Raw genomic sequence first — 12950 nt, 5'->3', positions numbered from 1 at the left:
GGTGGACGGGCCGGAGTGGTGCGTGTTCACAAATAGAACATAGGCCCGGCGCTTGCCAAGGACGGATACGGTCAGGGCAGGGACATCCTCATCTCACCAGTGAGTACGAAGAAAAGCCGCCGCTTCCCTGTCCCGACCGTAATCGGCAGCCGCTCGGTTCGCTCTGGCGGCTGCGGGAAACACCGGCCCGTACAGCCCCGCCTCGTACACACCCTGGGCTCGGCTCGGTGTCGTACTGATTGCGCTGGTCGGCCTGGCTGTATGCAAAAGCCGCCCCGACTAAGAGCCGACGCGCCAAATCCTCGGGCAATAGTTCGGCGTAGTTCGGCCATTCCACACAGGCAGGGAGAGCATGACCAACGCGGAATTCACTCCGCCCAGGGCGGAAATCGTATTCACCAGCGGTCAGTTATCCGCGCCCGCCCGATCCGCCTGGGCGAAACACGATCAGAAGTCCGGTGGTTGGCTTCCCCTGTGGCGGCACATGGCGGACAGCGCGGCTGTTGCCGGGCGGTTGTGGGAGCAGTGGGTGCCGCGGTCGATCAAGGAGTTGGTGGGGGAGGCGCTGCCCGCGGGGGACGCGGACGCGCGCAGGCTTGTGACGTTCCTCGCCGGTGTGCACGACGTCGGCAAGGCCACCCCGGCCTTCGCCTGTCAGGTCGAGGCCCTGGCCGGGCGGATGCGCGACGAGGGGCTCGACATGCCGACCGCCCGTGAGTTCGGGCAGGATCGGCGGATCGCGCCGCACGGGCTGGCCAGCCAGTTGCTGGTGCAGGAGTGGATGGCCGAGCGGTACGGGCTCCGCAGCCGGGTCTCCGGGCAGTTCGCGGTCGTCGTCGGCGGCCACCACGGCACGTACCCCGATCACCCGCACATCCACGATCTGCAACTGCGCCCGCATCTGCTGCGGCACCACGGCCCGAGCGAATCGGTCTGGCGCAAGGTCCAGTCCGAGTTGATGGATCTCTGTGCCGCCTCGGCGGGGGTGACGGACCGGCTGCCGCAGTGGGCCGGGGTCCGGCTGCCCCAGCCGGCGCAGGTCGCGCTGACGGCCGTCGTGATCCTCTCCGACTGGATCGCCAGCTCCGCCGAGTTGTTCCCCTACGATCCCGAGACCTGGCAGCCTCTCGGCCCGCGGGGCGAGCGGCGCCGGCTCACCGCGGCCTGGGCCGGGCTCGACCTGCCCCGGCCCTGGTCACCCCGTGAACCGGAAGGAACCGCCGAGGAGTTGTTCCAGCAGCGGTTCGCGGGACTGGAGGACGCGGTGATCCGGCCGGTCCAGAGCGAGGCCGTGCGGATGGCCCGCTCCATGCCCGCGCCGGGCATGCTGGTGATCGAGGCGCCCATGGGCGAGGGCAAGACCGAGGCGGCACTGGCCGCGGCAGAGATCCTGGCCGCCCGGTCGGGCGCCGGTGGTGTGCTTCTGGCGTTGCCCACACGGGCGACGGGGGACGCCATGTTCCCCCGGTTCCTGGACTGGCTGGAGCATCTGCCCGAGGGGGAAGAAGGCGGAGACGGCCGGCGTTCCGTCGTACTCGCGCATGCCAAAGCGGCTCTCAACCACGTCTGGGCGGGGCTGCTGCGGGAGGGGCGGCGGGCCATCGTCGCCGTCGAGCCCGACGGGCGTGAGGGAGAGGGAAGGGAGAGGGCCGGCGTCCGGGGGGACAAGGAGGCCGGGTTTCATGCTCACCAGTGGCTGCGGGGGCGCAAGAAGCAGCTGCTGGCCTCCTTCGCGGTAGGGACCATCGACCAAGTGCTGTTCGCCGGGCTGAAAAGCCGTCACCTGGCGCTGCGGCACCTCGCGGTGGCGGGCAAGGTCGTCGTGATCGACGAAGTGCACGCGTATGACGCGTACATGGGGCGGTACCTGGACCGAGTGCTGGAGTGGCTGGCGGCCTACCGGGTTCCGGTCGTCCTGCTGTCCGCGACGCTGCCGGCCGACCGCAGGCGCGCACTGGTGACCGCGTACGCCGGTGCCGCGGACGCCGGTGCCGCGGACGCCGGTGTCCCCGTCCCCGGTGCCCCGGACTCCGGCTCCCCCCACGGGGATTCCCCCACGAGCGACGACGGCTATCCCCTGATCACCGCCGCGGCCCCCGGCCACCCGGTACGTACCGCCTGCCCTCCCGCCGCCTCGGGCAGGCAGGTGGCGGTGGCCCTGGAGCGGATGGACGACGACGTGACCGCATTGGCCGACTGGCTGGATCGCGAACTGGCGGACGGTGGCTGCGCGTTGGTCGTGCGCAACACGGTGGACCGGGTACTGGAAGCCGCCGACGCGCTGCGCGCGCGGCTGGGCGGCGAGGTCACCGTCGCGCACTCCCGCTTCCTCGCCGCCGACCGCGCGGCCCTGGACGCGGACCTGGTACGGCGGTTCGGTCCCGACGGCGGTCGACGGCCGCACCGGCACGTCGTGGTCGCCAGTCAGGTGGCGGAGCAGTCGCTCGACATCGACTTCGATCTGCTGGTCACGGATCTGGCCCCGGTCGACCTCGTGTTGCAGCGGATGGGCCGCCTGCACCGGCACCCGCGGAGCCGGCCCGCCCACCTGACGCGGGCGCGCTGTCTCATCACCGGGGTGGAGTGGGGTTCGAATCCGCCACGTCCCGGTGACGGCACCCGCGCGGTCTACCGCAGTGAGTACATGCTGCTGCGCTCGCTGGCCGTGCTCGGCCCGTACCTCGACGGCCGGACGCTGGAGCTGCCCGGCGCCATCAGCTCACTGGTCCAAGCCGCCTACGGGCACGAGCCGGTCGGTCCGGTCGAGTGGGCAGCGCAGTTCGACACGGCGCGCGCCGAGCACGACCATCTGCTGGACCAGAAGCGGCACAAGGCGGAGGCCTTTCTGCTCGGCCCGGCCCGGCGCGCCGGGCGGCCGGTGTACGGGTGGCTCGCGGCTGGGGCCGGTGATGCGGACGACAGCCCGGCGGGGCGCGCGCAGGTGCGTGACGGCGAGGAGACGCTGGAGGTGCTGGTCGTCCAGCGGCAGACCGACGGCCGTCTGACGACCGTGCCCTGGCTGGACGACGGCCCGGACGGCCGGCGGGGCGGCCTGGACCTGCCGGTCGACTTCGTGCCCGGTCGCCGGGCCTGTGAGGCGGTGGCGGCGAGCGCACTCACGCTGCCGGGCCGTTTCAGCAAGCCGTGGACGATCGACCGGACCAAGTCGCACATGATCGACCGGACCATTGCCGAACTTGAGCAGTTCATGGTCCCTGCGTGGCAGGTAAAGGAATGTCCTTGGCTGGCTGGTGAGCTGATCCTCGTTCTGGACCCGAATTGTCAGACCCGTCTGGCAGGCTTCGTACTCACCTACAGCCGTGCCGACGGGCTGCGGGTCACGTCTGCTGACGCGCCCGCGCCCGCCCGGAGCGGCGAGGGGCGGCCGGCGATCGGTTCGGACGCGGGGCGTTCGGGCGCGGAACGTTCGGGCGCGGAACGTTCGGGTGCGGAACGTTCGGGTGCGGAACGTTCGGGTGCGGAACGTTCGGGCGCGGGACGTTCGGGTGCGGAACGTTCGGGCGCGGGACGGAGTTCCGGCGGGGGCCGGAAGGGGGAAGGGGGCGGCCAGGATGAGCGTGGTGGGCGGTCGGCCGGGGCGGTCGCGGTGGTGAGCGAGGAGACCACGGCGAGGCCGGGGCCGCCGTCGTTCGACCTGGTCGCCGAGCCGTGGCTCCCGGTGCAGCGCGGTGACGGCACGACCGGCGTGGTCTCCCTGCTCGGACTCTTCGAGCAGGCGGACTCCCTGCGGGGGCTGGTCGGTGATGTGCCCACCCAGGAGATGGCGCTGTTACGGCTGCTCCTCGCGATCCTGTACGACGCCCTGGACGGCCCGGCGGAGGTGGAGGACTGGGAGGATCTGTGGCTGTCGGCCGATCCCTTCGCCGCCGTGCCCGAGTACCTCGCGCGGTACCGGGACCGCTTCGACCTGTTCGCCGCGGACCGGCCCTTCTACCAGGTCGCGGGCCTGCGGACGGCGAAGGACGAGATCGCTCCGCTGAGCCGGATCGTCGCGGACGTCCCGGTGGGCGAGCCCCTGTTCGCGATGCGCCGTCCCGGTGTCGGCTCCCTGTCGTACGCGGAGGCCGCCCGGTGGCTGGTGCACGCGCACGCCTTCGACACCTCCGGCATCAAACCGGCCCTGCTGGGCGACGACCGGGGCAAGGCGGGAAAGGTCTACCCGCTGGGGGTGGGCTCGCTGGGCAGCCTCGGCGGGGTGTTCGCCGAGGGCGCCACGCTCCGGGAGACCCTGCTGCTCAACCTGATCGCCCTGGAAGAGGTGGAGGGCTGGGGGGCGGACGGCCCGGCCGGCCGGGACGTGCCGGTATGGCGGCGCGAGCACGCCCCCGGCGCCGGACCGCGCGAGGACGGCGGCAAAACCGCCTGCCCGCAAGGGCTCCGGGACCTGTACACCTGGCAGTCGCGCCGGATCCGGCTGCACGCGGAGAACGGCGCCGTGACGGGCGTGGTCCTCGGCTACGGCGACCCGCTCGCGATGAGCGCCCCCTGGAAGACCGAGCCGATGTCCAGTTGGCGGCGCAGTGAGACACAGGAGAAGAAGCAGGGCCGCGTCCCCGTCTACACGCCGCAGCGGCACCAGCCGGACAGAGCGGCCTGGCGGGGGCTGGCCGCCCTGCTCCCGGCCCGGCGGCAGTCCTCGGACGGGGAAAGGCGCGGCGAGCCCGAGCGCGAGCTGCCCTCCGGCATCGCCCGCTGGTTCACGCACATGATCACCGTCGGCGAGTTGCCCCTGGGAGCCCTGGTACGGCTGCGTCTCGTGGGCGCGGTGTACGGCACCCAGCAGTCGGTGGTGGACGAGATCGTGGACGACTCCGTGGTCCTGCCCGTGATCACCCTGCACGCGGCGAACCCGGTCTTCGGCGCGGCGGCGGTCGACGCCGTCGAGGACGCGGAGGGCGCCGTCAAAGCTCTCGGCGGTCTGGCCGGTGATCTGGCCCGCGCCGCCGGCACGGATCCCGCCACGCCGGTGTCCGCCGCCCGTGACCTGGGTTTCGGTGCCTTGGACGGACCGTACCGGGCCTGGCTGAAGGGTCTGCTGTCCTTCCCCGACCTGGAGACGGCACGGCGTGCGTGGCGGACCACGGTGCGCCGCCAACTGCTCAGGCTCGGCCGGCAGGTGCTCGACGACGCGGGTCCGGCCGCGGACGAGGGCCGTCCGATCACCGTTCCGGGCGGCGGTACGCGGCTGATGGACGCCGGTCGCGCCGAGCAGATCTTCCTCATCCGGCTCGACAGGGTGCTGGGGCCACCGAGGGAAGCGGGCACCGCCACGGCCGCGCGTCCGCTTCCGGCGGGCATGGGAGCCGACGGCCACGACCTCACCGGGAGCACATCATGACCAGCGGAACCGCAGGTACCGACCGCCCCGCGGGGCAGCGCGAGCAGCACGCCCCTTCTCTTGTCCGGTCGGCCACCGCACGCACGGTCAACCGTCTTCAGGGCGGTTACCGCAAGGACAGCCCGGCGGCCGTGGCCGCGGTGGCGCGGTTGCGGCGCGAGGCCGGCCGGGACGTCCACGCCTCGCCCACCGGCTGGGGGCTCGATCATCTGGAAGCGCTCACCGAGCTCCGCATGCGCAAGACCGCGGAGGGCGACGACCTTGCGCCTCATCTGGTGGCGGGAGGGACGCGGCACCAGGAGGCGCGCGAGGACCGTGAGGATCGCGCGGTCCATCTCGCCGTGACGCTCTGGGCGGTGCACCAGCAGTCGCTGCGGGACGAGCCGATGCACGTACCGGGCTGGTCGCTGGGCCGGGCCGTACGACGGCTGGCGGAGGCGAAGTCCTCGGGGGCCGGCCTGCCCGCACAACGAGCGGATGGCGAGGAGGGGCAGGGAGGCGCCGGGCACATCCCGGTCGAGGAGGTGAGTGCCGCCGTTCGCCAGCGGTTCGTGCGGATCGGCACGTCGTCCGATCTGGAGACGCTGGGCCGCCGGTTGCGCGAGATGGTGCTGCTGCTGCGCGACGCCCGCATTCCGCTGGACTACGGCGACCTCGCCGACCAGATCCACCGCTGGCAGTACGAGTCGGGCCGGGCCGAGGTCAGGCGTCGCTGGGGCCGGGACTTCCACCGGGTGCACCGGAGCGGCCGGCGTGCGGCGGAAGCCACCGGACCGGGCGACGGGGCGAGCCAGTCCGCCGACTCTTCCTTCTCCGTCCCCGAGTCCCCGGCCGTGGACGCGGACTGACCGCCCGCGCACCGCACCGCACACGCTTCGCCCGAGAAGATCGGAATCACCATGACCCGAACCATCCTCGACATCCATGTCCTTCAGGTCGTCCCGCCGAGCAATCTCAACCGCGACGACACGGGGACTCCCAAATCGGCCTACTACGGCGGCGTGCGGCGTGCGCGGGTGTCCAGTCAGGCCTGGAAGCGGGCCACGCGCACCGCGTTCGGGAAGCTGCTGCCGCCGGAGGCACTCGGCGTCCGCACCAAGAGGATCGCCGAGGCGCTGGCCGACCGCATCGTCGACCGGCGTGAGTCGCTGGCGCCCGTCGCGGTCCAGTTGGCCGCCGAGACGCTGAAGGTGGCGGCGGGGATCAAGGTCGAGGTGCCGAAGCGAAGGGCGAAGAACGAAGACGAAGAATCGGCCGCGCCCGAGTCGTCGTACCTGATGTTCCTGAGCAGCAGGCAGCTGGACGCCCTCGCCGAGGTGGCGATCGAGGGCAGCGGCCCCGAGGGGGATCCCAAGGTCTTGCAGACCTATCTGAAGGACAAGGAGAACAAGGCCAGGGCACGGCAGGCGGTGGACTCCCGGCACTCGGTGGACATCGCCCTCTTCGGACGCATGGTCGCCGACGCCGCCGACCTCAATGTGGAGGCGGCCGCGCAGGTGGCTCACGCGATCAGCGTGCACAAGTCGGAGATCGAGTCCGATTACTACACCGCCGTGGACGACCTCAGCGGCCCGGAGGAACCCGGCGCCGGCATGATCGGGACCATCGACTTCAACTCGGCGACTCTCTACCGCTACGCCGCCGTGGACGTGGACGAGCTGACCCGCAATCTGGGGCTCGGGCTGCGGGCGGACGACTCGCCCAGCGCCCCGGTGGAGAAGGCGGTCGCGGCCTTCCTCGACGCCTTCGTCACCTCCCTTCCCACCGGGAAGATCAACACCTTCGGGAACCACACCCTGCCCTCCGCGGTGATCGTGCGGCTGCGCGACCGCCGACCGGTGAGCTTCGTCGGCGCGTTCGAGAAGCCTGTGCCGCAGGGGCCGGAGGGCGGGTATCTCCAGGAGAGCTGCCGCAGGCTCGCCGCGTATGTGCCCGAACTGGAGGAGCAGTACGGCATCGAGGCGCCCGAGCACAGCTGGGTGTTCCGCGTGGGCGACGAGACGGAGGTGCTCGAACCGCTGGGCCGCCGGGTGTCGTTGGACGCCCTCGTGCGGGAGGTGCAGGAGGCGGTGGCGGCGCGGGTGACCGCCGGAGCGGGCGTATGACGGTGTTGCTGCTGCGGCTCGCCGGTCCGTTGCAGGCCTGGGGTTCGGCCGCCCGCTTCGCCCGCCGCAGCACGGAGAACGCCCCCACCAAGAGCGGTGTGCTCGGGCTGCTCGCCGCCGCCGAGGGCCGCCCTCGCGGTGCGGACCTCACCGACCTGGCCGCCCTGCGGTTCGGCGTGCGCGTCGACCAACCCGGCTCCCGGCTACGGGACTTCCACACCGCCCACCACGGGGACTCCGGCAAGTCGATGCCGTTGTCCGAGCGGTTCTATCTCGCCGACGCGGTCTTCGTCGCGGGGGTCGAGGGGGACCCCGCGCTGCTGGACCGCCTGTACGAGGCCGTGCGCGCCCCGCGTTTCCTGCCGTACCTCGGCCGGCGCTCCTGTCCCCCGGCCCGGCCACTCGACATGGGCCGGCCGTTGCCGGGGCCGGGCCTGGAGGAGGCGCTGCGCGGCGCGCCCTGGCAGGCGGCGCCCTGGTACCGCGAGCGCATCGGGCAGGCCACGCAGGAGCGCGGGCGGGCCGGGTGCGCAGTGCAGGACCCGGACGGTCCCCCGCCCCCGGTGGCCGTGGATCTCCTGCTCGACTGTCCGCCGGGCGAGGTCCCGCATCTGTCGCTCCGGGACACCCCGTTGAGCTTCGACCCCCGCCACCGGCGGTACGGGCCCCGCGGGGTGGTCACCTCCCTCACCGATCCGCGGGGGCGCCCCGCCGACGGCGCTCCCGTCCCCGAGCACGACCCGACCGTCCTCCTCCGCTCCCTCGATCCCACCGCGAGTACCAGCACGGCAGAGCACCGTCCGAGGAACCGCTGATGTACCTGACCCGCTTCCGTATCAACACCGCCCGGCCCGGCGCTCGTCGGCTGCTGGGGTCACCGCACTTCATGCACGGAGCCGTGAACATGTCCTTCCCGGAGGTTCCGCCTCGCGGCGAAGGCGGGCCACGGGTCCTGTGGCGCGTGGACCCGGCCGCCGGCGGACGCGCCGACCTGTTCATCGTCAGCCCGAGCCGGCCCGACCTCACGCACCTCGTGGAACAGGCGGGGTGGCCGCACGCCGGGGAACCGGGCTGGACGACCTTCGACTACCGGGGACTGCTCGACCGTCTCACCGTCGGCAGCACCTGGGCGTTCCGGCTCACCGCGAATCCGGTGCACTCCATCCGCAGGCCGCAGGACGCCAGGGAGACACCAACGAAAAGAGCCGCGCACGTCACCCCGCGTCACCAGATCGGCTGGCTGCTCGGCCGGCAGCAACGGGCCGGTTTCGAGGTGCTGCGCACGCCCGTCGGACGCCGGCTGACCGAACACGGCGACGAACACGAAGTCGTCGTGCACGACAAGACGCCCACTCGGTTCGGCAAGTCCGACGGTACGGCGCACGGCGGGCGGCGTCAGGTCGACTTCACCCGCGTCACCTTCGACGGCCGGCTGCGCGTCACGGACGCCGAGGTGTTCCGCCGTACGCTCACGCACGGGCTGGGCAAGGCCAAGGCGTACGGCTGCGGGCTGATGACCCTCGCGCCGGTGCGGGCGTCATGACCACCGTCAGCCGCCGCGGCGCGTCCACTCCACGGGAGCTCACCCGCGCCGGTGACCGGATCTCCTTCATCTACCTGGAGCGCTGCACGGTCCACCGGGAGGACAACGCGATCACCGCGACGGACGCGGACGGGGTCACCCACATCCCGTCCGCGACCATCGGGACGCTTCTCCTCGGCCCCGGCACCCGGCTGACCCATCAGGCGATGTCCGTGCTCGGGGAGTGCGGGGCCGGGGTGGTGTGGGTCGGCGAGCAGGGAGTGCGTTTCTACGCCGGCGGGCGGGCCCTCACCCGCTCCTCCCACCTCGTCGAGGCACAGGCGACGGCCTGGGCGAATCGCCGTACGCGGCTCGATGTCGCGCGGGCCATGTACCGGATGCGCTTCCCCGAGGACGATCCGTCCGGTCACACCCGGCAGGAACTCCTCAGCATGGAGGGGCGGCGGGTGAAGGAGTGTTACCGCCGCGAGTCGGCCCGTACGGGGGTGCCGTGGCGGCGGCGTGACTACCACCACGGGGACTTCGCGGCGGGCGATGCGGCCAATCAGGCCGTGACCGCGTCCGCGCAGTGCATGTACGGAGTGGCCCATGCCGTGGTGGCTGCGCTCGGCTGCGCACCGGGGCTGGGGTTCGTGCACTCCGGGCATGAGCGCTCGTTCGTCCTGGACATCGCCGATCTCTACAAGACGGAGATCGGGATTCCGGCCGCGTTCGACGCGGCGGCCGAGGGCGAGGAGGACGTGGCGACGCGCACCCGGCGGGCGCTGCGCGACCGCATCAACTCCGCGGGCCTGCTCGACCGTTGCGTACGGGATGTCAAGGACCTCCTCCTCGGTCAGACCGGCCTCTGCGAGCCCGAGGGGGCGGCCGACCGGGTGTGCCTCCAGTCGGACGGGGGCCGGCTGGTCGAGGCCGGCCGCAACTACGACGGTCCCGCCGGCGCCGGTGAGGAGCCCATCTGGTGACGGTCATCGTCCTCGCCAACTGCCCGGCAGGCCTGCGGGGTTTTCTGACCCGGTGGCTGCTGGAGGTCTCTCCCGGCGTCTTCCTTGGCTCACCCTCGGCGCGGGTGCGGGACATCCTGTGGGACGAGGTGCGCGAGTACCGGGGCAAGGGCCGCGCTCTGCTCGCGTACCAGACGGACAACGAACAGGGCTTCACCTTCGCGACCCACGAACACGCCTGGCACCCCACCGACCACGAAGGCCTCACCCTCCTCAAACGCCCCTCACCCCACTCCCCGACCACCGGCAACCCATCACCGCGCCAAGGCTGGAGCAAAGCCGCCAAAAGACGCCGCTTCGGAAACCCCTGACCGAAATGCCCGTTTCCCCAAAACCGAGGAACACGGCTCACCCCACCAACTAAACGCCCAGCTCACGAACTGTGATCCCCGCGCGTGCGGGGGTGGTCCCGTGATCGTGGCGTGGATTTTCCAACTGACCAGGTGATCCCCGCGCGTGCGGGGGTGGTCCCCAGCTGAGTGCGGACTCTGCTGGGGATGGGGTGTGATCCCCGCGCGTGCGGGGGTGGTCCCAGGGTCCCCGTGGCCAGTGCCACGGTGAGGCTGTGATCCCCGCGCGTGCGGGGGTGGTCCCTGATCCAGGTAAGGAGGTCGGCGCGGGTGGAGGTGATCCCCGCGCGTGCGGGGGTGGTCCTCCTGCGCGCCCTCTCCGTCGGCCTGTCCCTCCGTGATCCCCGCGCGTGCGGGGGTGGTCCCGCCAGCGCCCGAACCGTTCGGACGAAACTCCGGTGATCCCCGCGCGTGCGGGGGTGGTCCCTCCCAGCTCGTACAGGAGGCCAGGCAGGTGTGGTGATCCCCGCGCGTGCGGGGGTGGTCCCGACGCAGGCGGTGACGATCCGGTTCCGCTCCGGTGGTGGTCGCGCCGGGCGGGAGTGGTCCGCGTGGCTGCGGGGGCCAGGTGATGGATTCTTCGGTGGTGGGGCCGGGGGTCGTACTGTTCCTCTCGTGGGCACTCTCGAACGCGCTCGTTGCGAGCTCAAGGCGCACCCGCTCGCGCTCGACGCGGCGCTCGCCGCGGCCGTTCTCGTCTGTATGGTCGCCGGGTCCTTCGCCGCTCCGCAGGATGGTGACGGCGTCAGCTGGGGGGTCCGGGCGCCCGCTGCACTCAGTCTGCTGCTCATGCTGCTCGCCGCCGTCGCGCTCGTCTTCCGGCGCCGTGCCCCCCGTACCGTGCTCGCCCTCACCGGCACCCTCTCCGTCGTGGAGTGCGTCACCGGGGATCCGCGTGCGCCCGTCACGATGTCCGCCGTCGTCGCCCTCTACACCGTCGCCGCCACCACCGACCGCACCACCACCTTCCGCGTCGGCCTGCTCACCATGACCGTGCTGACCGGCGCCGCGATGCTCGCCGGCCCGCTGCCCTGGTACGCGCAGGAGAACCTGGGCGTCCTCGCCTGGACCGGCATCGGTGCCACCGCGGGGGACGCGGTCCGCAGTCGCAGAGCCGTCGTACGGGCCATCCGGGAACGCGCCGAACGCGCCGAGCGCACACGGGAGGAGGAGGCCCGTCGCCGGGTCGCCGAGGAGCGCCTGCGCATCGCCCGCGACCTGCACGACGTCGTCGCCCACCACATCGCCCTGGTCAATGTGCAGGCCGGCGTCGCCGCGCACGTCATGGACAAGCGCCCCGACCAGGCCAAGGAGGCCCTCGCCCACGTCCGCGAGGCCAGCCGCAGCGCGCTCAACGAGTTGCGCGCCACCGTCGGCCTGCTGCGTCAGTCCGGCGACCCGGAGGCGCCCACCGAACCCGCCCCCGGCCTCAGCCTCCTCGACGAGTTGGCCGGCACCTTCCGCAGCGCCGGGCTGCCCGTGCAGGTCGCCCGTGCCGACCAGGGGACCCGGCTCCCGGCGGCCGTGGACCTCGCGGCCTACCGGATCGTCCAGGAGGCGCTGACCAACGTCCGCAAACACGCGGGCGCGGACGCGCGGGCCGAGGTGAGCGTCGTACGCGTGGGAGGAGACATCGAGATCACGGTCGTGGACGACGGCACCGGCAGCCACGCCGAGAACCGCGAGCGCGCCCCCGAGTCCGGCGGTGGGCACGGACTCCTCGGCATGCGCGAGCGCGTCAGCGCCCTCGGCGGCACCCTCACCACCGGCCCCCGCTACGGCGGCGGCTTCCGCGTCCATGCGATCCTGCCGGTCAGCACCACCGACACCCGCATCGACGGCCGTACGACGGCACCGGGGGAGCCCGTATGACGATCCGTGTCCTGCTCGCCGACGACCAGGCCCTGCTGCGCAGCGCGTTCCGGGTGCTGGTCGACTCCGAGCCGGACATGGAGGTGGTGGGCGAGGCGTCCGACGGCGCGCAGGCGGTCCTGCTGGCCAGGGAGCGGCGCCCCGACGTCGTCCTCATGGACATCCGCATGCCCGGCACCGACGGGCTCGCCGCCACCCGGCTGATCAGCGAGGACGCCGAGCTGACGCACGTCCGCGTGGTCATCCTGACCACCTTCGAGGTGGACGACTACGTCGTCCAGTCGCTGCGCGCCGGCGCCTCCGGCTTCCTCGGCAAGGGCAGCGAACCCGAGGAACTGCTCAGCGCCATCCGGATCGCCGCGGCCGGCGACGCCCTGCTCTCCCCGGCCGCAACCAAGGGCCTGATCGCCCGCTTCCTCGCCCAGGGCGACGGCGACGACGGCCGCGCGCCCGTCGGCTCCGAGCGGCTCGGCACGCTCACCGTCCGCGAGCGCGAGGTCCTCGTCCAGGTCGCCGGCGGGCACTCCAACGACGAGATCGCCGAACGCCTCGCGGTCAGCCCGCTGACGGTGAAGACGCACGTCAACCGGGCCATGGCGAAGCTCGGCGCCCGCGACCGGGCCCAGCTCGTGGTCATCGCGTACGAGTCCGGGCTGGTCCGGCCGCGGGTGGACTGATCTCCACCCGCACACCCGCACGTCTCCACCCGCGCCCCCG

9 protein-coding genes and 1 CRISPR repeat array are annotated in these 12950 nt (G+C 72.4%); all 9 genes read left to right on the top strand.

Going from position 1 to position 12950, the window contains the following annotated elements; genetic code table 11:
• Positions 1–352 precede the first annotated feature (352 nt).
• The 9 genes from casA (at position 353) to AC069R_RS06995 (ending at position 12910) form a co-directional block, all read left to right on the top strand.
• Positions 353–5359 (top strand): type I-E CRISPR-associated protein Cse1/CasA, encoded by a 5007-nt coding sequence (gene casA, locus AC069R_RS07035; RefSeq protein WP_478765221.1) that lies wholly within the window; start codon positions 353–355, stop codon positions 5357–5359.
• A complete protein-coding gene (gene casB / locus AC069R_RS07030; protein WP_478765219.1) occupies positions 5356–6207 on the top strand; it encodes a type I-E CRISPR-associated protein Cse2/CasB in 852 nt (283 codons plus the stop codon). Before casA ends, casB begins: the two co-directional genes overlap by 4 nt.
• 51 nt (positions 6208–6258) lie before the next feature.
• Positions 6259–7464 (top strand): type I-E CRISPR-associated protein Cas7/Cse4/CasC, encoded by a 1206-nt coding sequence (gene cas7e / locus AC069R_RS07025; protein ID WP_478765218.1) that lies wholly within the window; start codon positions 6259–6261, stop codon positions 7462–7464.
• On the top strand, positions 7461–8279 hold the full coding sequence (gene cas5e / locus AC069R_RS07020) for a type I-E CRISPR-associated protein Cas5/CasD (protein WP_478765217.1): 819 nt from the start codon (positions 7461–7463) through the stop codon (positions 8277–8279). Before cas7e ends, cas5e begins: the two co-directional genes overlap by 4 nt.
• Positions 8279–9007 carry a type I-E CRISPR-associated protein Cas6/Cse3/CasE gene (gene cas6e / locus AC069R_RS07015; RefSeq protein WP_478765216.1) on the top strand — a complete coding sequence of 243 codons (729 nt, stop codon included), beginning with the start codon at positions 8279–8281 and terminating at the stop codon, positions 9005–9007. Before cas5e ends, cas6e begins: the two co-directional genes overlap by 1 nt.
• Complete coding sequence (gene cas1e / locus AC069R_RS07010; protein ID WP_478765215.1) at positions 9004–9972, top strand: type I-E CRISPR-associated endonuclease Cas1e; 969 nt, start codon at positions 9004–9006, stop codon at positions 9970–9972. The genes cas6e and cas1e overlap by 4 nt, the downstream gene beginning before the upstream one ends.
• A complete protein-coding gene (gene cas2e / locus AC069R_RS07005; protein ID WP_478765213.1) occupies positions 9969–10322 on the top strand; it encodes a type I-E CRISPR-associated endoribonuclease Cas2e in 354 nt (117 codons plus the stop codon). Before cas1e ends, cas2e begins: the two co-directional genes overlap by 4 nt.
• Positions 10323–10393: 71 nt before the next feature.
• Positions 10394–10849: direct repeats of the CRISPR family, unit length 29 nt; unit sequence GTGATCCCCGCGCGTGCGGGGGTGGTCCC.
• 127 nt (positions 10850–10976) lie between these two features.
• The gene (locus AC069R_RS07000; RefSeq protein WP_478765211.1) at positions 10977–12233 is read left to right on the top strand and encodes a sensor histidine kinase; all 1257 of its coding nucleotides are present in this window, start codon (positions 10977–10979) and stop codon (positions 12231–12233) included.
• Positions 12230–12910, top strand: coding sequence for a response regulator (locus AC069R_RS06995; RefSeq protein WP_478765209.1), 681 nt, complete (start codon positions 12230–12232; stop codon positions 12908–12910). The genes AC069R_RS07000 and AC069R_RS06995 overlap by 4 nt, the downstream gene beginning before the upstream one ends.
• Positions 12911–12950 lie beyond the last annotated feature (40 nt).

The sequence above is a fragment of the Streptomyces sp. NPDC043952 genome (assembly GCF_056435325.1).
The sequence above is the reverse complement of the archived record's forward strand: the minus strand, read 5'-3'. Positions and strand labels throughout refer to the sequence as shown.

Coding starts and splice junctions, on each gene's coding strand:
- casA (WP_478765221.1), top strand. CDS start 353: ATGACCAACGCGGAATTCACTCCGCCCAGGGCGGAAATCGTATTCACC.
- casB (WP_478765219.1), top strand. CDS start 5,356: ATGACCAGCGGAACCGCAGGTACCGACCGCCCCGCGGGGCAGCGCGAG.
- cas7e (WP_478765218.1), top strand. CDS start 6,259: ATGACCCGAACCATCCTCGACATCCATGTCCTTCAGGTCGTCCCGCCG.
- cas5e (WP_478765217.1), top strand. CDS start 7,461: ATGACGGTGTTGCTGCTGCGGCTCGCCGGTCCGTTGCAGGCCTGGGGT.
- cas6e (WP_478765216.1), top strand. CDS start 8,279: ATGTACCTGACCCGCTTCCGTATCAACACCGCCCGGCCCGGCGCTCGT.
- cas1e (WP_478765215.1), top strand. CDS start 9,004: ATGACCACCGTCAGCCGCCGCGGCGCGTCCACTCCACGGGAGCTCACC.
- AC069R_RS06995 (WP_478765209.1), top strand. CDS start 12,230: ATGACGATCCGTGTCCTGCTCGCCGACGACCAGGCCCTGCTGCGCAGC.